The sequence below is a fragment of the Paenibacillus oryziterrae genome, assembly GCF_042610485.1.
Lineage (GTDB): Bacteria > Bacillota > Bacilli > Paenibacillales > Paenibacillaceae > Paenibacillus_AQ.
Genome location: NZ_JBGJZO010000007.1, coordinates 190,802 through 212,661, shown reverse-complemented (window position 1 = coordinate 212,661; position 21,860 = coordinate 190,802). Strand labels below are relative to the sequence as shown.

Sequence of the window (21,860 nt, the reverse complement as noted above, 5' to 3'; positions counted from 1 at the left end):
CCTTAAGCTAATGGCTACTACTGCCTTCGCCATTCGGGACTTCAACCCTAGAGATAGCGCCCATGCTGGGCGCACTAAAAAAAGCGGACCAGTCCTCAGACTGGCCCGCCAATTATTCATTCGATTTACTTCACAATTGCCCCGTTAGGCATGGAATCAGGAACCGTCGCAATCGTAAGCTGATCACCTTTGGAGGCAGCCAGAATCATACCCTGGGACAGTTCACCACGCAGTTTAACCGGCTTCAAGTTCACGATGCAGATGACTTTGCGTCCAACCAACTCTTCCGGGGTGTAGAATTTAGCAATCCCGGAGACCACCTGACGTTGCTCGTACCCGAGGTCGAGCTGAAGTTTAAGCAGCTTATCCGCTTTTTTCACCGGTTCGGCAGCCAGGACCTGCGCTACCCGAAGCTCGGCTTTGGCGAAGTCATCAATCCCGATTTCTTCCTTATGCTCTTCTTCAACCTCTTCTGCAGCTGCAGAAGCAACTGGTGCGCCCTGTACCGCTTCCGCAGCAGGCTCAGCAGCTTTACCCGCACCCATTGCTTCAGCAATATAAGCAACCTCCTGCTCAACGTCCAGGCGAGGGAAGATTGGGTTACCTTTCACTAACCGGGTCCCTGCTGGAATTAACCCGAAGGTTCTTCCGCTATCCCATGTTGTAAGTTCACCCTGCTCGATCCCAAGCTGCTCCCAGATCTTGGCCGGTGCTCCAGTCAAGAAAGGTTGAAGCAGGATGGAAGCCGTCCGTAGACCTTCTACAAGATGTCTCATCACGGAAGCCAATTCCCCGGTACGGGCTTCATCTTTGGCAAGCACCCATGGCTGAGTCTCATCAATGTATTTGTTGGTCCGGCTGATGAATCCGCCAATAGCTGTCAGTGCTACAGAGAACTCCATTTTCTCCATCGCTTCTTCCACTTTGCTGTACGTTGCTTGTGCCGCTGCTTCCAGCTCCCCGTCGAAAGCTGTAACCTTCCCTTCATATGCAGGGAGTACACCGTCAAAATATTTTTCGACCATAGCGCCGGTACGGTTCAGCAGATTACCAAGGTCATTGGCCAGATCATAGTTAATCCGGTCCACGAAACTTTCCGGTGTGAAGGTTCCATCTGAGCCGAACGGCACCTCGCGAAGCAGATAGTAACGCAGCGCATCCAGACCGTAACGGTCAATCAAGGTTACCGGATCAACTACATTCCCTTTCGATTTGGACATTTTGCCATCCTTCATAAGAAGCCAGCCGTGTGCGAACACTTTCTTCGGCAGAGGTTCACCGAGAGCCATCAGAATAATCGGCCAGTAAATAGTATGGAAACGGACGATTTCTTTACCCACGATATGTACATCCGCAGGCCAGAAACGGTCATACAGACTGCGATCCTCAGATCCATAACCCAAAGCTGTGATATAGTTGGTCAACGCGTCAATCCACACGTACACGACGTGTTTCTCATCGCCCTTAACCTTTACGCCCCAGTCAAACGTCGTCCGGGAGACAGCAAGATCCTCAAGACCCGGTTTGATGAAGTTGTTGATCATCTCATTCTTACGTGACTCCGGCAAAATAAACTCCGGATTATCCTCATAATACTTCAGCAGCCGATCGGCATATTTACTCATCCGGAAGAAATAGCTGGCTTCCTTCACGAGTTCCACCGGGTGACCGCTGTCCGGGCTTTTACCGCCAGTAATCACGCCGTTAGCATCCCGCTCGATATCCACAAGCTGCGTTTCAGTGTAGAAGGTCTCATCCGGAATACTGTACCATCCTTCATACTCACCTTTATAGATATCGCCTTGCTTCAACAACCGGTCGAAAATATCCTGTACGACCTTTTTATGACGCTCTTCCGTGGTACGGATGAAATCATCATTGGAAATATCCAGCTTGCGCCATAGCTCCTTGATTCCTACCACAATATCATCCACAAACTGCTGCGGAGTCTTGCCTGCTTCCGCCGCTTTCCGTTCAATCTTCTGTCCGTGCTCATCTGTGCCTGTCAAATAATGGACATCATAACCCCGGAGCCGCTTGTAGCGGGCCATCGCATCACCTGCAACGGTGGAATAAGCATGCCCGATATGGAGCTTGTCACTCGGGTAATAAATTGGTGTTGTTAAGTAAAAGGTCTTCTTGTCGTTCATTATTGTCATCCTTTCTTCTCTACCGGGCTGTTCACACCCTGGAATACAAAAAACTCCCGCCCCCTATATGGGGCGAGAGTAAACTCACGCGTTACCACCCAAAATTCCCTGACTCTTCACAGAGATCAGGCTTCACCAGTCCGCATGCGGACTGCCCATTAACGCTGGAACACGCCGTTATCTGACTAAGCCAAACACACAGGCTTTATGCTCGATAACAGTTCCTCCCGGACCATATTCAACAAGGACTCCATACCGGCTTGCAGCATCAACCGGCTCTCTGTAATGGTCGTCCGCATTTACTCATCCGTTCGTCGGAAATGCAGCTATTATTGAAAATATACCCAAGGGGAGTCATGATGTCAAGTAATGCGGGCAGAACCTCCGGTTGGAGTCTTCTCTTTCAATGGTGGAACGGGATCAAGACCGCCCGGATTAAAGGGATGACATCTGGCAATCCGCTTTGCGGCAAGCCATGAGCCTTTAACCGGACCATGGATTTCCACCGCTTCCAGCGCATACGCAGAGCATGTCGGATAGAACCGGCAGGTTGCGGGCTTAAGCGGAGAAATGAACTTACGGTACACCTTGATCGGGGCCTGAACCGATCTGCGCCCAATCCCCATGTTATTGCCCCTCTCCGGCTTTTCCGGCCAAAGCTGCCTCTTCTTCCCGGATTTCTTCACAATCCTTGCAGTAACCGAACACCTCAAATTTATGCTTGACTACCCGGAACTGGTCCGGAGTATCCGTCATATTCATCGGACAAAAGGAAATCGGATATGTCTTCTGGCATTGCAGGCAAATCATATGATGGTGATGATGGTGTTCACTACAGCTTCCCTTGAACTTCACGCCGTCTTCAAATACGACCTGTTCCAGTGCCCCAAGCTCCTCCATAACCCGCAGATTGCGGTAGACGGTATCAAAGCTGAGTCCGCTGTATATGCGCCCCATATATTCATATACATCCTTTGCCGACAAATATCCGGAGGTTTCCCCGAATAACTTAGCAAGCGTTTTGCGCTGGTCGGTGATTCGCAGTCCCTGCCCCGACATAATCTCGAGTATTTTCTCTGTCGACAGCATATGCTCATCTCCAATACTTTTAAGTAATACTCCTTTTATAATGCCCGAAAATACATGCCCCGTCAATGAAGGAGCCCGCAGCGGACGCTGAAAGCAGCGGTCCATGCGGGCTCCGGATATTTCCTATAAGTACAGTAAGAATTTTATTTTTTAGCGGGAAGTGGCATGAACAGCAGATTCACCGGCAGATTGCTGCCTGAAGCTGCGCTAAATACAATCTCCACGGTCTGTTCATAGTCGCCAGTCCGGTATACTACACTATTCTGGTTCGGAGCATCGATGACACCTGAATTCGGAGCCTGCACGATTTGTCCGTTCACCATGATCGGCCCCTGATATTTACCTCCGCGGGGATTGAACGTAATCAAGGTATTGGCAGCGACACGGTTGAGCTTAATTTTATAAACGACACCAAAGTTGCCCGGATTGGATGCTTCTGTACCTGTTAAAGCATCTCTTCCCAACAGATTCGGATCTTCCACTTTATCACCAAACAGCAGTCTGGAAGGCTCCATTCCTACCACATTCTCAACAGTAAGCAGCTTTGTTGCATAAGGATAGGTTCCCCGGTTATGAACTCCGTCGCGGTCGAGGAAACTCAGATAAGGCAAGCATGCCAGCGGATCCTTGGTCGCATCCAGCATAACGATATCGTACTGTAGATCACTATTGGAATATACATCTGACATCAAAGATACAACCTGCCCAGGCTTCATGGTGACATTGCTGATGTCCGTTAGAATCAGCTTGCTTTCACCCGGTTGTATAACAACATTACCAAAGTTATTGGTCGTACGCATTGATTCGTAGTATTTCTCAATCGATTTCTTACCTGTGGCGGTAGGAATTTCAAGCGGACCACCGAAACCCGAATATTTGGTCATTAACGTAGTAGGCATCGTTCCTTTGTTTGAAGCGATCACATACATTTTCACATTTTTTCCGGTCATATTTTTGTGATGAACCATGAACCGGGTATCCCCATAGGAAGTCTCTCTGTACAGGATACCTTCGGAGTATACGGTCTCTGGGCTGTTGCTGCGGATCAGGGTCACCGGTTCAGAGATGAAGCTGAACAGAACCTTGCTCCATGTAGGGATAATACTGCCATCGATGTTATATGTGGCACCAACCGGCATAAATAACTTGTTAAAATCATCTTGATTGTAGAGCACTTCATCAGTGATCGTAATCGTCTTTTGAGTGGTGCTGCTCAACCCTTGTTTATCAGTAACTGTCAAATAAATCGTAACCGGTCCTGGGTAAAAGTAAGCCATCGCATTACCGTTCCATTCCGCAGTAAGCGGTGCAGTTCCGTCATCGGTACTAAGGTCTGTGAATGTAACTAGCTCACCGATCTTATATTGGTCTTTATCTGTTTTGAAGTTTGCCACTGGTGGCTCATTAGGCTTCAGTACTGTTATAGTCTGTGAATACGGTGCACTCCATTGGCCCGAAGCATCCATTACAGAGTAGGTTACTACATAGTTACCGGGCTGCTGGAATACATCCTGACGACCTTCCCAACGTTCATCCAAGATGGCCGTTCCATTCGGGGATGAGTTTTGGGTTATATAGGTCACAGTAGTCTGACCCGCGTAAATCTCTGCAGGCTGCACTGTGAACGAAGCTGAAGGAGCAGTTGATAAGGTCAGGATGACCTGTTTCTTCACATTATCAACGGTATAGGGAATGCCAAGTGCTGTTGTGATGGATGTCAAGGGTACCATAAAGGTGTTCTTGTATTGATAAGCAGGTCCCTTCATCGTTACTTTATTTCCGTTCACCGAATAAATTTTGCTGTTTGTCTTAAACCGCAAAATGTTATTTCCACTCGTAATAACTACTTCTTTTGTTGTGGAATCGTAATAATACTGCAGGCCTACACGCTCTACCATGGCCTTAATGGACACGTTGGAGACGCCGTTCTTGACAGCCATCGGCTGGTTGGCAACAAATTCTGTTCCGTTCATATACATTTTATTGCTGTTCATCACGAGAATAAGCTGTTTGCCCCCGATTCCGGAATTCACACCGTTAACTGTCCCTGAACCAGGAACCGGTGTAGGTGTGGGCGTTGGGATTGGTGTAGTGGATGGGGTAGGCTGTGATGAGGCTACCGGACCGTCTAGACCAATTCCTGGTGGCGGTGTGGAGTCTGCGGCAGAAGACTCTGGAGTAGATGTGGCAGTTGCGACTGATACTGAAGGTGTTGTTGACCCTGCAAACACAGGAACCGCAGCTGCGGTCTGGGAAATGGCTAGGGCGGCAATCAAAGCTAATTTCTTAAAATCCATTGTATGACTCCTTCTGCTCCCGTTGTAAATATAAGATCATGGTGTATGTATGGACAGTCCATTCCTTATATTCCCGGCATACAATGAGTCTGCCCATTAGCGGCAGATCATTATTGCCATATTCTCTTTATTACAAACACTGTATTAGACGCGCTCCATCCTAAAAAGTTTCATAATTTGTAAAAATACTAACAATATTAGGGACAAGTATGGTATAAACAACGCTTCATTCTAAAAAACACAAGTAAAAACCAACAGTTCACGAATGGATTCGGAACTGCTGGTTTATAGGTGATGGAGCATATAATGACATTTCAACGGACTTCCGCTCTTATACGATCACGGTATTCTTTGGGTGACATGCCAGTCTGCTTTTGAAATACTTTGGTAAAATACCTTCGTTCATGATAGCCCACACCCGAGCCGATGGTCGTAATGCTCTTATCACTATTAACCAACATGAATTTAGCTGCCTCCATCCGTTGCAGAGTCACATATTCAACGAATGTCATAGCGAAACGATTCTTAAACAGGAGGCAAAAATAGCTCCCGCTAATCCCCAGCTTCTGGGCGATCTCATCGATACCGATATCCGAACTCAAATGTTCAGTAATGTATTGAACTGCCGCATTCATCAGCTGATCCGTTGTTTTTTTGGAATTGTCGCCATCTGCAGGAACATCCTGGAACAAGGGAATACTGTTGTACAATTTATCCTTATACTGTTTGCTGCGGATTTGCACTCCGATCTCCCTGACTTTGTTCCCAAGCTCTTCGTAATGGATCGGCTTACAGATGTATTCCTTGACTCCGAGACGGATAGCCTCACGAGCGTAATCGAACTCCTGGTAGCCTGTAAGCAGCAGCACTTCACTATGATGCCCAAGCTCACGCAGCTTGCCGACAAACGTTAAGCCGTCCATGACAGGCATACGAATATCACAGAGTACAAGATCGGGGCTCTCCTCTTCCGCGATACGTAATGCTTCCATACCACTGCGTGCCGTGCCGATGACTGACATCCCCATTTCCGGCCATGGCAGAACCCGTTTCAGATTATTCAGGATGGGTGCTTCATCGTCAACCAATAATACTTTTAGCATGATGATCTTCCCCCTGCCCGTATTTAGGTATGACACATTGTATAATGGTACCGTTCCCTTGGCTCGAACAGATAAATACTCCATACCTGAAGCCGTATTCGATACGGATACGGTCCGCGACACTCCGTACTCCCAATCCTTTGCGCTCCAGATGTATCCGGTTCCCGCTCTTTTCTTCTAACTGTTCTGAAGTCTGGTCTGCATCGTTAACCATGTACTGGAATAAAGACAACTGGTCCGGGCTCATGCCGATGCCGTTATCCTCAATTCGTAATATCAGATTACCACGGTCTTCCCATCCGCTAATCCGCAGCTTACCTGTATAATCAATGCCTTCAAAGCCATGCTGAATGCTGTTCTCGACCAACGGCTGAAGTGTAAGCTTCAGAATGCCGCAGCCATTTAGCTCTTCCGGGATATCAATTTCATAATCGAACAAGTCCTCAAAGCGGAATTTTTGGATATCCAGATAATTGCGCAGATGTCTGACTTCCTCTTCTAAGGTGATTTCATCTCGATCCTGAATGCTGATTCGCAGAATACTGGCAAGCCGGTAGACCATTTCGCTTACCTTCCGCCCTTCATTCTGAACCGCCAGCACATTAATCGATTCCAGCGTATTGAACAGGAAGTGCGGCTTAATCTGAGCTTGCAACACACGCATTTCCGCCTGCGTCTTGCGTCTTTGCTCCACTTGCACACGATAGAACAAATTATGGATTTTATCCATGAGGTCGTTGAAACCTTTAGCCAGCAGTGTCAGCTCATCATTGCCCTTCTCTTCCATCCGGCTGCTCAAATCGCCATCCTCAACACGGCGCATAAAACGCACTATAACCGCAATCCCGCCGGTAATCCGGTTCATAAAGAACAAATTGAAGATGATGGCAGCCATGAAGCAAATAAAGATGACCACCACGAACCATTTAGCGAATATTGTAACCTCGCGTGATAGTGAATCCCATGAAGTAACCGATACAAGACTCCAAGGATAATCCTTCAAGTGGTATACGGAGACAATGCTCCGCTCACCTTGGAAGGGGGTCTTATAGCTTTGAAACCCTGGTTTAAACTCAATATTCCTGGTCATGGCTGACCGCAGCATCTGCCCATCCTGCCCTCTGTCAGGATCAAACAGTATCATGCCATCGTCGTTCACAAGCATAAAGGAGACCTTCTGGCTGCTGTCGCCGATCTTCAAATTCCGAAAAATCGATTCAAACTCCCAGTTTTTGATCTGCACAACCAGAATACCGATATTCTGAAAAAAACTAAGCTCCTTGATCAGCCGGATTTGAGTAAACACAGGTTCTGTCCCGGTCAGCTCCGGATATTCATGGGGAGCCACCCATTTGGGTACACCGTTCAAATCCATAACCTCATGAAACAGGTCGCTTTCTTTGAACTTGTCATAAGTTAAAGTGCGGAAGTTCTCCTTGTTAAAAAGCGATACGATCTCAGAGCTGCCCTTGCCATTGAAATTATACAGAAAAGCATAGCTGATCGAAGGATGATTATACAGCAGACTACGGAAGTTGCGCTGACTGGCATTCAGGCTAAGCTGCTCCGCATCCGTCAGATCCTGCTTGGTGGGATCCTCTGCACTGAGCGCCATATGAAAGACAGAGGTGGCAATCCCGTTGTCTGTAACGTTGTTCATGTCTTTGAACACACTAGAAATACTGTAACTGATCGCTTTCAGTGAGTATTCCGACTGTTGGCTGTATTTCTTCTCGATCGAATTATAAGTAACAAAGAACATGATCATGCCAAGAATAAATAAAGGAATAATAATCAGGCCCAAAAATGCCGTGAATAATTTATAACGCAAATTCATGGGCGATACTCCTGACTGTGAAGAACGGTTATCCTTTAACGCTGCCCGCAGTTACTCCTTCAATGATCTTCTCCTGCAGAATCGCATAAATAATGATGACTGGCACCACGCTGTAGACGATCCCTGCAGACATTTGCGCATAATTCATCTGGTATTGATCACGGAACTGAACCATTCCTACCGGAAGGGTGCGCAGCTCATCATTGGAGAGGAAGTAGTTGGCAAGCAGGAATTCATTCCAATTTCCCAGGAAATTGACGATGAATACAGTCACCATTGCAGGTACGGTCAGAGGTACAATAATTCTAGCAAAGATACCTTGCGCCTTCAAGCCGTCCATGACTGCTGCTTCTTCAATCTCCCTTGGCAGAGAACGCATAAACGCCGCGAGTATAATAATAGTAAAAGGAATAGCGTTAGCGATATAAGGAATGATTAGCGCCCAATGCGTATTCAGAATGTGCAGTTTCCGCACGATGGTGTAAATAGGAAGCATCAGCGCATTATTCGGTATCAGCATCCCGACCAGTACTAACGAGAAAAGAATGGTATTCCATTTTCCTTGCCGCATACGGGTAACCGCAAAAGCAAACATAGCTCCCAAGATAATAGTTACCACAGAAGAGAAAATAGAAATGTACAAACTGTTGAAGAAATAGGTGCTGATTTTGGCATTTACCCAGGCTTCCACATAGTTATTGAATACAAATTCCTTCGGAATTCCGAAAGGATTCAGTGCAATTGCATTGTTATCCTTCTTCACAGAGGAGAAGAGCACGAATAGAAAAGGAAAAAGAATAACAAGAAGATACGACAGCAGCACAATATGCGGGATACTCTTTTTCAGGTTACGTAGCATCAGTATTCAATCCTTTCACTGCGCCGGGCAACCAGCAGCTGATAAAGAGTCGTTACGACCAATGTGAATACGAAGATAAGTACAGCAATCGCATTGCCGTAGCCATATTTAAAGTTAGTGATTGCATATTTAATCATATAAGTAGCCATTACCTCAGTTGAACCGGCCGGTCCACCCTTTGTCATAACAATAACTATATCTGCTGCTTTCATGGCTCCTGCGATGGATAACATGATGACTACAGAAATAATTGGCATGATCAGAGGGAGTGTAATCTTCGTAGCCCGCTGGAAACCAGTGGCACCGTCTATCATTGCAGCTTCATCCAATTCACCCGGAATTGCCAGAATCGCCGCCAGAACCATAACTATATAGAATCCGGTCCACTGCCAGGCATTCGTAATCAGAATGGACAGCATTGCGAATTTTTCATCCGACAGCCAATATACCGGATCTATGCCGACTAGCCCAAGCAATTTGTTGATTAGACCAATATTAGGCTCATAGATAAATCCCCACAGGATCCCTATTACAGCCGTTGACATTATCGATGGCATAAATACAGCAGTTTTATAGAGCCCCTTTAGCTTCTTCACATTGGCAATCAATAAGGAGAAAAGTACAATCAGGGGTACTTGCACAAATATAGAGAAAAGAATAAAATAGCCGTTATTTTTAGCGGAAATCCAGAACCGGTCATCCCCAAGCGCTTTCTTAAAATTAGCCATACCAGCATATTTCACCGTATCCGATACACCATTCCAGCTGGTAAAGCTGTAATAGATAGAGCTGAATATAGGGTAAATAAAGAACATCAAGAATAGAAATAATGCGGGCAATATAAACAGGATAAATATCACGGGACTTCTTAGTGCCTTATTCATGACTACCTCCAGTTGCTCTGACATCAGCGATAGAAAACTTAGGCATATAAATGGTGATCTCAACGGATTTCTCTTAAAAAAAATACCCTGACGTATCGCCAGGGTACATTCAGTTCATTGCCTCTTATTCTACTGCAGCGTTAGCTTCTTCTTGTACGGCTTGTAGGGCAGCACCCATTTTCTCAGGTGTAGTCTGACCACCGATTAAGCTTTGAATTTGAATGTTACTAATTTCAGTCGTAACGTCTGCTTGAACCAGAGAGTCAAAAGCCGGGAATGAGGATTGTGCGTTGTTGAGAACTGCTACAATTTCGCTCATCAGATCATCGGTAATGTTCTCGTTCAGCACCGCTTGGTCAATCTTCATCGCAGGAAGCACACCGTCTTCCACAAGTCCGCGCAATTGCATTTCTTCATTGAATAAGTTCTTGATGAACGATTTAACGGCTGCCAGCTTCTGAGGATCATCCGCAACAGCAGAGGAGAAACCATATCCATTGTTAACGTCGCGCATAAGTGCTGTTTGATCACCAACGCCACCATCAACCGGAGGAATATTGAAGAATCCAACTTTACCGATCAGGTTCGCGCCAGATTGGCCATCCTTGAAGACCGAGGATTTCCAAGTTCCGTCATACATCAGGATAGCTTCTTCACTGGTGAATTGAGTGGTATACTCCGCATATTCGAAGCCAAGCTCACCTTTTTTGAAGTAACCTTTGTCTACCCATTCTTTATACTTCGCAAACCCTTTAACCACATTAGGATCGCTCCATTTAGCTTCACCGGTAGCGAACTTGGCTGTTACGTCCGGACCTGCATAACGTGACCACAGGTGGTTAGCCAGCATCAGAGGTACCCAGCCTGCCTTGGATGCGCCCGCAAGCGGCACTTTGCCGTCAGCTTTGATATCTGCCAGTTGCTGTTCCAGCTCTGCAAAGGTTGTCGGAGCTTTCCAGCCCTTGCTTTCATAATACCCTTTGTTATAAAAGAAGCCTTCACCGGAACCGCCGATTGGCAATCCGTAGATCTTGCCTTCATAAGTAAATGGATCTAAATTGGAGAATTTGTCCTTGATGCCCAATTCTTCAAGAATTGGCGTCAGGTCAAGCAGCTTGCCTTCCTTGGCATAGATCTTGGAATCCGGACTTCCGAAGAGGTCAAAGATTTCAGGAGGATTTCCGGCAGCCATTTCACCGCGCAGCTTTTCTTTACGGTTCACATCTGAATCTACACCATCCAGCTTGAACGTCAGACCAGGAACTTCGCCTTGAACCTTGGCTACTACATCTTCCAGAATAGCAAGACGTTTCTGTTTATCTGCACCAACCTGAGTATGCCGGATCGTCATTTCAAACGGTTCAGCTTTGGCTGGTTCTTCGGTGGCGGCAGCATTAGTTGCAGCCGGAGCGTTCGTTGCTTCAGCAGTATTCTCGTTGTTGTTATTTCCTCCACAGCCGGTCAATAAAGCAGAGGTGACGAAAATCAGGGATACTAGCATTGTTAAACCTTTTTTCATTATTGTGACCCTCCCTATATATTGATTTCCTTTACACTTCTTATTATAGAAAACGCCTTCTCATAACGTAAGGTTAAGATTCATCTACAATAGGGATAAAATACTCTTATGTAAGCGGTTAAATGCCGATAACCTAACTCAAATAGTTATATTATGTAACACAAATATCCAAAACACTTATGTATCAAACTAAGTGCGTCAGCATTCTTATACAATTAAAGTGAAATTAAACGGGCCAGCAAAATAAAAGCCGCTCCAAAAGTAGATCACTACTTGGAACGGCTTGTATAAAATTATGGTTACACTAATGCAGTTTGTTTACGTCCCTCTTCAATCAAACGATAGGCCCGTGCAACTTCCTCTTCAGTCGGTGAAGGAACGCCTTCCAGCTCATAGGCTTTGCCAAGCATTTCCCATTTATATATCCCCATCTGATGGTATGGCAGAATCTCAAACTTTTCTACTCCGTTTAAGGTTCCAATAAAGCGGCCGAGGTTAAGCAGATCCTCTTCCTTGTCGTGAATCCCTGGAACATAAACATGGCGAATCCACATCTTGCGGTTATGATCTGAGAGCCAACGTGCCAGCTTCAGCGTACGGTCATTGGATTTACCGGTGAGCTTGATATGAGCCTCATCGTCTATATGTTTAAGGTCAAGCAGAACCAAATCCGTAACATCCAGCAAATCATTGATTCTGTCGCCTTCATTATAACCATTGGTGTCCAGTGTAGTATGCAGGTTCCAACGTTTCTTCACTTCGGTGAACAGCTGTTTCACAAAATGTGCCTGCAGTGTTGGTTCACCACCAGATACGGTTAATCCGCCTCCAGAGCTGCGGTAGTAATTCAAGTATGGCTCAATTTCAGCGAGCACATCCTCAATACTCATTTCATTGCCTTCATCCAAGTTCCAAGTGTCCGGATTATGACAATACTGGCATTTCAACAGGCAGCCCTGCATGAATAAAACAAAGCGGATACCTGGTCCATCTACGGTTCCGAAGGTTTCCAGGGAATGTATGCGTCCATTAGCCATGGTTGTATCCTCTCCTTAACGCAGTCCAAAATTTAAAATTTTAACAATCTTCAGACAAGATAGTACCGCCCTCTTTACAAGGGCGGCATATCTTGCAGCTATTTCAATGTACTGTTCATTCGTACATTAGAAGGAATTATTACATTGCACCGTGGAAGGTACGGTTGATAACGTCCATTTGTTGCTCGCGAGTCAGCTTGATGAAGTTAACAGCATAACCGGATACACGGATAGTCAATTGTGGGTAGTTCTCTGGGTGTTCCATCGCATCCATCAATTGCTCACGTGCAAACACGTTAACATTCAGGTGATGGCCTTTGCTGTTAAAGTATCCGTCCAGCATGGATACCAGGTTGGATTTGCGTCCTTCTTCGTCTTTACCAAGTGCTTTCGGTACGATAGAGAAGGTGTTGGAGATACCGTCAAGGCTATCTTCGTAAGGCAGTTTAGCAACGGAGCTAAGGGAAGCCAAAGCACCTTTCTTATCGCGCCCGTGCATTGGGTTCGCACCTGGAGCGAATGGTTCGCCTTTTTTACGTCCATCAGGAGTTGTTCCTGTTTTCTTACCGTATACTACGTTGGAAGTGATGGTCAGTACCGATTGAGTCGGCAGAGCGTCACGGTAAGCGTGATGTTTACGGATCATAGTCATGAACGTTTCTACCAGTTCAACAGCGATGTTGTCAACAGCATCGTCATTGTTACCATAGCAAGGGAATTCACCTTCTGTTTCGAAATCAACGGCGATGCCTTGTTCGTTACGGATGACTTTAACTTTTGCGTGTTTGATGGCGCTCAGGGAGTCAGCTGCTACAGACAGACCAGCAATACCGCAAGCCATGGTCCGCAGAATGTCGCGGTCATGCAGGGCCATTTCAATACGCTCATAGGAATATTTATCGTGCATGTAGTGAATTACGTTCAAAGTATTCATGTACAGCTTAGCCAACCAGTCCATCATTGGTTTGAAGCGTTTCATTACTTCGTTATAATCGAGATATTCGGAAGTGATGCGTGGCAGTTCAGGTCCAACTTGTGCGCCAGACTTCTCATCCACACCACCGTTGATCGCATACAGCAAAGCTTTAGCCAAGTTAGCACGAGCTCCAAAGAATTGCATTTGTTTACCGATACGCATTGCGGATACGCAGCAAGCGATACCGTAGTCATCGCCGTAAATCGGACGCATCAAATCGTCATTCTCGTATTGGATCGAGCTAGTTTCGATAGAAACCTTAGCACAATATTTCTTGAAGCCTTCAGGCATTTTCTCAGACCAGAGAACAGTCAAGTTCGGCTCTGGAGCTGGACCCAGGTTGTACAAAGTGTGAAGGAAACGGAAGCTGTTCTTAGTTACGCGAGTTTCACCATTAACAGACATACCGCCGATGGATTCAGTAACCCAAGTTGGGTCTCCACTGAACAGTTCGTTATAGTCAGGTGTACGCAAGAACTTAACGATACGCAATTTCATTACGAAATGGTCAACCATTTCTTGTGCTTGTTCTTCAGTCAAAGTACCTTCAGCCAGATCACGTTCTACATAGATGTCAAGGAACGAGGATACGCGTCCAAGGGACATTGCCGCACCGTTTTGTTCTTTGATTGCAGCAAGGTAACCGAAGTATACCCATTGGAAGGCTTCTTTAGCCGTGTTAGCAGGCTTGGAAATATCGAAGCCGTGCATTTCAGCCATTTTTTTCAGTTCGCCCAGAGCACGAATTTGCTCGGACAGCTCTTCGCGAAGACGAATGACATGATCGCTCATGGAATCCACTTCAAGGTTGAGCAGGTCTTGTTTCTTTTCTTTAATCAGGAAGTCAACACCGTAAAGAGCTACACGACGGTAGTCACCGATAATACGACCACGGCCGTAAGCATCAGGAAGACCAGTAATAACACCGGATTTACGGGCTGCTCTCATATCGCTTGTATATGCATCAAATACGCCTTGGTTATGCGTTTTACGAATGTTCGTGAACATGTCAACAATGCCTTGCGGAAGTTCAAATCCGTATGCGTTGCAGGCATCGATCATCATTTTAATTCCGCCAAAAGGTTGAATAGAACGTTTGAAAGGAGCGTCAGTTTGAACGCCGACGATTTGTTCCTTGTCTTTGTCGATATAACCCGGATTATGGGATACGATTGTGGATACAGTATTAACATCCACATCCAATACGCCACCGTTCGCAATTTCTTGCTTGGTCATTTCCGACACGAGTTTCCAAAGTTCGTTAGTGTTGTGAGTAGCTCCTGCAAGGAAATCTTCTTTCCCGTGATAAGGCAGGATGTTCTTCTCAATAAAATCATTTACGTTTACTTTCTTGGACCATTTACCCTTAGTAAAAGAACGCCATCCCGACTTTACCTCTTGTACATCTTTTTCAATCACCGACATGCTAAATCCCTCCATATATATATATTTATAATATTGTAAGATCGCGGGCTTGAAGGTTGATCCCGTGTCTCGTGATCCCTCAACATTAGTTCAAATTTTCACAATACAATTTGATTTATTGCTTGGGATCTTATATAAACAGTTTAGTTTAAAATCCCGGCTGGCACTGTGATATATATCACGTTTTCCTGCTTTTTCGTGATATTTGTCACTATCCTTGAAATTATAAAATTGGGGGGCAATTGCCCCCCAATTCTTAGTTCAACCCATGTTTCAGGTTAAACCTGAATTTTAGTTATCGAAACGACCGTAGAAAGCATTGCGATATACATCAGCAAGTTCAGTAACCAGTGGCAACTTCGGATTCGCAGTTGTACATTGGTCTTCAAATGCACGGTCAGCCAAGTAATCAACACGGGATTCGAAATCCTTAGGATCAAATCCAAGTTGTTGGAAGGACTCTTCGATACCGAGTTTTTTGTTCAGGTCACGAATGGCGTTGATCAAGCTTGTTACGCCTTCTTCTGTTGTACGTGCAGGAAGTCCCAAGATACGTGCGATTTCTGCATAACGCTCGTCAGCTACGAAGTGCGAGTATTTAGGGAACGAAGCGAACTTCGACGGTTTTTTCGCATTGTAGCGGATTACGTGAGGCATCAGAATTGCATTGGTACGACCGTGAGCAGTGTGGTATTGACCGCCCCATTTATGGGCCAAACTGTGGTTGATACCCAGGAACGCATTTGCGAACGCCATACCAGCAAGTGTCGACGCATTGTGCATTTTTTCGCGTGCCAATTTGTCAGCTTCCAGAGCGGATTTCTCCAACCATTGGAATACGAGTTGGATCGCTTTGATTGCCAGACCATCAGAGTAGTCGCTGGCCATTACGGACACATAAGCTTCAATAGCATGTGTCAATACGTCCATACCTGTATCAGCAACTGCAGTTTTTGGCAAGCTATATACGAACTCTGGATCCACGATTGCTACGTCTGGAGTCAGCTCATAATCAGCAAGCGGATATTTAGTGTTGCTTCCGGCAGTTTTGTCAGTGATTACCGCGAAGGAAGTCACTTCAGAACCTGTACCCGAAGTTGTAGGAATCGCTACGAATTTCGCTTTGGAACCCAGACGCGGGTATTTGTAAATCCGTTTGCGGATATCCATGAATTTTTGTTTCAGATCGTTGAAATCAGTATCTGGGTATTCATAGAACAACCACATAGCTTTGGCAGCATCCATAGGGGAACCGCCGCCGAGTGCGATGATGCAGTCTGGTTGGAATCTTTGCATCATTGCAGTACCCTTGTCCACAGTAGTTGTCGATGGATCCGGTTCAACTTCAGAGAACACTTCGATCGCTACTGGTGTTTGGCGTTGACGCAGGTAGTGCTCAACTCTTTCAACATAACCCAGTTTCACCATCATTGGGTCAGTGATGATTGCAACGCGTGTGATGTCAGGCATTTTTGCCAGGTATTGAGTGGATCCTTTTTCGAAATAGATCTTATCAGGAATTTTAAACCATTGCATATTCACGGTACGACGGTTCACCCTTTTCACGTTGATCAAGTTAATTGCTGTAACGTTTTGCGATACCGAGTTACGTCCGTAAGATCCGCATCCCAGTGTCAATGAAGGGATATTTGTGTTGTAGATATCGCCGATCGCGCCGTGTGTGGATGGCGAGTTCACCAGAATACGTCCAGTTTGCAGACGGTTGGAGAATTTCATGATAACTTCTTCATTGTTAGAGTGGATAGCGGAGCTGTGGCCCATGCCTCCGAACTCTACGATTTGAGCTGCACGCTCGATACCTTGATCAGCGTTTTTCACTTTGTAGCAAGCCAGAACCGGGCTCAGCTTCTCAGCGGACAGCGGGTATTTAGTACCTACGCCTTCGATTTCAGCAACCAGAATTTTAGTTCCGGCTGGTACTTGAATACCGCACATTTCAGCGATCTTCACAGCGGATTGTCCAACAATTGCCGGGTTAACTGCGCATTTCTCAACGTTCATTGCACCGTTAGTCAATTTAGCAGCTTCTTCTTTATTTACGAAGTAACAACCGGATGCGATCATTTTCTTCTTCACTTGGTCGAAGATTGGTTCTTCTATAATTACAGCCTGCTCGGATGCACAGATCATACCATTGTCGAAAGATTTGGAAAGAATAAGGTCGGTTACTGCTTGGTCAAGGTCTGCACTCTTTTCAATGAAGCAAGGAACGTTACCAGGACCTACGCCAAGTGCTGGTTTGCCGCAGCTGTAAGCCGCTTTAACCATTGCGGAACCGCCAGTTGCCAGAATCAATGCAACGTCATCGTTGTTCATCAGAGCATTTGTTTTGTCCATAGTTGGTGCATCGATCCATTGGATACAGTTCTCAGGTGCGCCAGCTTTTACAGCGGCTTCAGCCAAGATTCTTGCTGCTTCCTTACTGCACTCTTGTGCAGATGGATGGAAACCGAAGATGATCGGGTTACGAGTTTTGATAGCGATCAATGCTTTGAACATTGTAGTGGATGTTGGGTTAGTTACCGGAGTAATACCCATTACGATACCTACTGGTTCAGCGATCTTTTGGAAGTTCTCATATTTGTTGTCTTCAATAACACCAACTGTTTTATCGTACTTGATGTTGTTGTAGATGTATTCAGTTGCGAAAATGTTCTTGGTGATTTTGTCTTCATATACTCCACGGCCTGTTTCTTCAATAGCCAGTTTTGCCAGATACATGTGTTTGTCGAGACCAGCCAGCGCCATAGCCTGCACAATTTTGTTCACTTGCTCTTGATCGAGAAGCATGAACTCATCTAATGCTTTCTTTGCTTTGTCCACCAATGTCTGGATATATTCCTCAGCGGAAGCTTGCTTTGCCTGAGTTGGCACTTCGTTTTTAACTGCCATTTTCTCTCGTTCCTCCTGTCAAACACTTTGTTATTTTTTTCACAAACCAATCATATCACATCTTTTTCGTCTTGCATAGTGAAATCTTTCACATACTATAAACTTTTTTTGATTTGTTTTCAAAGCGCTTTCATTTCCAATTGGGGTCCCATAATTTAGTATACAATATATATCGGTCAATATGTTTAAAAATTTAAATAACCTCTCTTCTTAACAGCATCATGCGCTGTTTCTGAAGAGAGGTTATTTAGGATTACTGCAAACTACTCTACTTTGATGGTATCAAAGAATTTCTCTTGAACGATTTTGGCTGCATCGTCCAGTTGTTTTTTGGAATCTGTTCCTTCTTTAGAGAAGAGCTCCTGAATTACGTTGGACATTGTTGCATAGTAGTCCTGGGTGTTGTATTGTGCTTCAGGTTTGCCGTCCAAGAGTGCCATAATGTCAGGGCTGTATTGGTATACGTTATCGTATTTGTCATATACAGCTTTGGTTTTTTGGCCGAATTCGGAATCAGCAGCATAGTAGTCAAGAAGCGGCGGGATGAAGAATTTGCCGTCCGTTACGCGTTGGGCAATAATTGCATCAAGTGCTTCCAGACCTTTATCGGAAAAGTAGTCAAATGTAATATAACGGAATGCCATTTCTTGCTCGTCTTTTGTTGCGTTCGGGTTGATTACAAGATAGTCGCCGCCGAGAACCCCAGTGTGCTTGCCGCCTTTTTCAGCTGCAGGCATTGGATAGGTCAGAACTTCCTCCGGTTTCAAACCGCCTTGGTTCAGCGCTTGCTCGATAACGCCGTCAGAACCGGCCATTACCATTGCTGTACGTCCTTGTTGGAATGCACCTACAGCATCGCCCCAGCCGAGTGCCCAGTCTTGAGGAATAGCATTAGCTTCCCATCTCAACTTTTTGTAGAAGTCCAGTGCTTTCACACCTGCATCAGAGTTGAATGCGGTAACCACTTTGCCGCCTTCAATCTTTTGAATTTCTCCGCCGGCTTCGAACAGGAAGTTGGTCCAGTTCCAGCCTGCTTCATTACCTTTACCCATAGGAGCAATACCGGAGATCCCTTTTTTGGCATCAGCTACGCCTTTGGCAGTAGCAAGCATGTCATCCCAAGTCCAGTCCATCGCAGGAACTGCCACGCCTTTTTCGTCCAGCATTTTCTTGTTAATAATAGTGGTAACTACGTAACCCTTTTGTGTTACACCGAAAACTTTACCATCAACAATGAATTGGTTTTGCAGAACCGGATTGATTTGGTCTTTGTATTCGTATTTGTTCCACAGATCGGTGATGTCGGCTACCCAGCCTTTTTCCACGAGGAATTTCGCTTCAGTTGCATACGTATTGAAGAAAGTTGGTGCTTCGTTAGCAGCCATTTTCACACCAATTTCACTTACATTGTACTGCCAGTCATCCTTAACGATTTCAACATTCGGATAAACCGCTTGGAACCGTTTGATTTTGTCATCTTCCTGAGCTCTCATTTCTGTCAAGTCAGGTGTTGGATAGTGAATCTTGATGGTTACTTTTCTTTGGGTGATATCATCCGTTGCCGCATTGTCGCTACCGGCATTATCTGTGGCAGCCGCATTGGTCGCCGCCGGAGTATTCCCTTCCTTATTTGCTGCATTACCATTGTTGTTGTTCCCGCCGCAAGCCGACAAGAGCGAGCCCGTCACAAGGAGGCATAGCAGCATGCTGGAAAATTTACGCATTGAAACTCCCCTTTTCAATTCATAATTATCTTACAGGATCATCATAAAATAGAAACCGGTTACATACGATGTGCATTTATATTCCTTTCATGTGCATGTTTACGATTGCTCTAAAAACACACAACCCTGCAATCAACCCTTAACAGCCGACAAAGCTACCCCTCGCATGATAAATTTCTGGAATATCAGAAAGACAAGGATCGGCGGCAACGAGACAAGGAACAGAATCGCAAATTTAATGTTAGTGTTGAGCGCCTTGACGTTGATTACATATTTATAGATGGCTGTAGCAAGCGTGTATTTGTCTTCCGTATGCATTACAAGGGATGGCCAGAACCAGTCATTCCATGCGGTTGAGAAGATAAAGATGGCCAAGGTGGCGAAGATCGGAACGGAAAGCGGAACCGCAATGGTGAAAAAGCTTCTGGGCTCTGATGCCCCGTCAATCCGTGCTGCCTCGAAAATCTCAGGGTGTATCCCATCAAAAAAGTTCTTTAGCAGCAGGAAAAAGAATGTGTTCGCACCTGCCGGCAGCCAGAACGCCGCATATTGATTAAGCAGCCCAAGTTCCTTCAGGTTGACAAAGTTCGGGATCATGTAGCTGGTTGCCGGAATAAACAGTGTCATCAGAAAGAAGAAATAAAAGGCTTTCCGGTAAGGCACGTTCATCCGTGAAATACTGAATGAAGCCATACCCAGCACTACCAAAGTCACCACCATATTTCCGACGAAGATGTAGATGGTGTTTCTGAGGAACATCGGTAGATCAATGTAATCTAGTGCCTTAGAGAGATTATCCGCATGCCATTCCTGCGGGAAGAAGTGGGGCGGAAAGGAATTGACCTCCTGATTCGATTTCAATCCATTGAACATCGTCATCAGTATCGGGTACAGCATAGTAAAGACCATAATCGCGATCACGAGCACCATGATGCCATAAACGATCTTATTGCTTGTTTTTTTCAAATCATGTTCTGATAAAATGCCTCTGTCTGCACTCTTCATCCTAGTTATCCTCCTTGTTGAGCTTGAACTGTAAAATGCCCAAACCGCCCAGGACAATGAACATCAGCATACCAAGCGCAGTAGCCGTACCATAGTCCAATCTGGTAAATGCGTATTTCACGATTAGCAGCGCATACGTCAGCGTAGTATTATTCGGCCCGCCATCGAGCAAAGCGAGCTGTGACTGGTAGCCTTGCGAGGTCGCAATGATCTGCAGAATCAACATCAGGATAATCAGGTTGCGCAGTGACGGCAGAGTGATATGGCGGATACGCGCCCAAACTCCGGCTCCATCAATTTCAGCAGCTTCGTACCAATCCCTCGGAATACTGAGTACTGCTGCAAGATAGATCAGCATCCCCGAGCCGAACTGCTGCCAGGTCTCCATAAATACCAGTGAAACCATAGACCACTTCGGTGTCGTGAGAAAGGCAATCTGATCCGCCCCAAGCGAGGTTAGCAGTGCATTGATCGGTCCTACCGGATCATACAACCATCTCCATAATCCATACAGCACCACACCAGGCATAACGAACGGCAGGTAGGCTGCAACGCGCACAAAACCGCCGAATTTACGCAATTCGGATATGGCGATAGCAAATGCAATCGGAACCCAGAAACCGATAATGAGACACAGTAGCATGTAATATAGCGTGTTCTTGAGTGCTGTCAGCACATCGGGGTCAGTCAGCGCTCTCGAGTAGTTATCCAGCCCCACAAAAGTATTGCCTTTAACAAAATCCACATGGTAAAAGCTGTAGAGAAAACCTTTAAAGATTGGAACCCACATAAACATGATGAAAATAATCAGTGCGGGTACCAGAAACATGTATCCCCAAAAGTTCTTCTTCCAACGGTTCTGTTTGTACGGCTTACTCTCCTGTACGACAACTGGATGGTGTTCTTTCATTGTTGCAGCTTGGTCCATCAGGCTCCCTCATTCCTTTTTTCTTTCAGCATTTTGTACAAAATGCTACTTACTTAAATTGTAGAAAAAGAGGGGTGGCCTGAACATGTGTAAATCTACCGCAATCATGACTGT

15 protein-coding genes and 1 other annotated feature are annotated in these 21,860 nt (G+C 45.6%); all 15 genes read right to left on the bottom strand.

The features are described 5' to 3' along the window. Positions 1 to 125: 125 nt before the first annotated feature. On the bottom strand, positions 126 to 2,150 hold the full coding sequence (metG, locus tag ACAN55_RS10795) for a methionine--tRNA ligase (protein ID WP_379131936.1): 2,025 nt from the start codon (positions 2,148 to 2,150) through the stop codon (positions 126 to 128). A 65-nt stretch (positions 2,151 to 2,215) separates the two neighbouring features. Beyond that, positions 2,216 to 2,474: a binding site (T-box leader), on the bottom strand. 38 nt (positions 2,475 to 2,512) lie between these two features. Further along, entirely contained in the window at positions 2,513 to 2,776 is a 264-nt protein-coding gene (gene yidD / locus ACAN55_RS10790; protein WP_379131934.1) for a membrane protein insertion efficiency factor YidD, read from the bottom strand. Between the two features lies 1 nt (position 2,777). Continuing rightward, positions 2,778 to 3,239 carry a Fur family transcriptional regulator gene (locus ACAN55_RS10785; RefSeq protein ID WP_379131931.1) on the bottom strand — a complete coding sequence of 154 codons (462 nt, stop codon included), beginning with the start codon at positions 3,237 to 3,239 and terminating at the stop codon, positions 2,778 to 2,780. 143 nt (positions 3,240 to 3,382) lie between these two features. Then, positions 3,383 to 5,536, bottom strand: coding sequence for a copper amine oxidase N-terminal domain-containing protein (locus ACAN55_RS10780; protein ID WP_379131928.1), 2,154 nt, complete (start codon positions 5,534 to 5,536; stop codon positions 3,383 to 3,385). Between the two features lie 314 nt (positions 5,537 to 5,850). Further along, on the bottom strand, positions 5,851 to 6,639 hold the full coding sequence (locus tag ACAN55_RS10775; RefSeq protein ID WP_379131925.1) for a response regulator transcription factor: 789 nt from the start codon (positions 6,637 to 6,639) through the stop codon (positions 5,851 to 5,853). Next, a complete protein-coding gene (locus ACAN55_RS10770) occupies positions 6,617 to 8,476 on the bottom strand; it encodes a cache domain-containing sensor histidine kinase (protein WP_379131922.1) in 1,860 nt (619 codons plus the stop codon). Before ACAN55_RS10770 ends, ACAN55_RS10775 begins: the two co-directional genes overlap by 23 nt. Before the next feature lie 28 nt (positions 8,477 to 8,504). Next, positions 8,505 to 9,335 (bottom strand): carbohydrate ABC transporter permease, encoded by an 831-nt coding sequence (locus tag ACAN55_RS10765; protein ID WP_379131919.1) that lies wholly within the window; start codon positions 9,333 to 9,335, stop codon positions 8,505 to 8,507. Further along, entirely contained in the window at positions 9,335 to 10,219 is an 885-nt protein-coding gene (locus tag ACAN55_RS10760; protein WP_379131976.1) for a carbohydrate ABC transporter permease, read from the bottom strand. Before ACAN55_RS10760 ends, ACAN55_RS10765 begins: the two co-directional genes overlap by 1 nt. Before the next feature lie 124 nt (positions 10,220 to 10,343). Next, positions 10,344 to 11,738, bottom strand: a complete 1,395-nt coding sequence (locus ACAN55_RS10755) for an ABC transporter substrate-binding protein (protein WP_379131917.1) — start codon at positions 11,736 to 11,738, stop codon at positions 10,344 to 10,346. 299 nt (positions 11,739 to 12,037) lie between these two features. Beyond that, entirely contained in the window at positions 12,038 to 12,775 is a 738-nt protein-coding gene (pflA, locus tag ACAN55_RS10750) for a pyruvate formate-lyase-activating protein (RefSeq protein WP_379131914.1), read from the bottom strand. Between the two features lie 139 nt (positions 12,776 to 12,914). Next, on the bottom strand, positions 12,915 to 15,176 hold the full coding sequence (pflB, locus tag ACAN55_RS10745) for a formate C-acetyltransferase (RefSeq protein ID WP_379131911.1): 2,262 nt from the start codon (positions 15,174 to 15,176) through the stop codon (positions 12,915 to 12,917). 291 nt (positions 15,177 to 15,467) lie between these two features. Beyond that, complete coding sequence (gene adhE / locus ACAN55_RS10740; protein ID WP_379131908.1) at positions 15,468 to 18,089, bottom strand: bifunctional acetaldehyde-CoA/alcohol dehydrogenase; 2,622 nt, start codon at positions 18,087 to 18,089, stop codon at positions 15,468 to 15,470. 263 nt (positions 18,090 to 18,352) lie between these two features. After that, positions 18,353 to 19,813 carry an ABC transporter substrate-binding protein gene (locus tag ACAN55_RS10735; protein ID WP_379131905.1) on the bottom strand — a complete coding sequence of 487 codons (1,461 nt, stop codon included), beginning with the start codon at positions 19,811 to 19,813 and terminating at the stop codon, positions 18,353 to 18,355. Positions 19,814 to 19,945: 132 nt separating this feature from the next. After that, positions 19,946 to 20,818: a carbohydrate ABC transporter permease gene (locus ACAN55_RS10730; RefSeq protein WP_379131899.1), complete on the bottom strand. Its 873-nt coding sequence runs from the start codon at positions 20,816 to 20,818 to the stop codon at positions 19,946 to 19,948. 1 nt (position 20,819) lies between these two features. After that, on the bottom strand, positions 20,820 to 21,728 hold the full coding sequence (locus ACAN55_RS10725; protein ID WP_379131896.1) for a carbohydrate ABC transporter permease: 909 nt from the start codon (positions 21,726 to 21,728) through the stop codon (positions 20,820 to 20,822). Positions 21,729 to 21,860 lie beyond the last annotated feature (132 nt).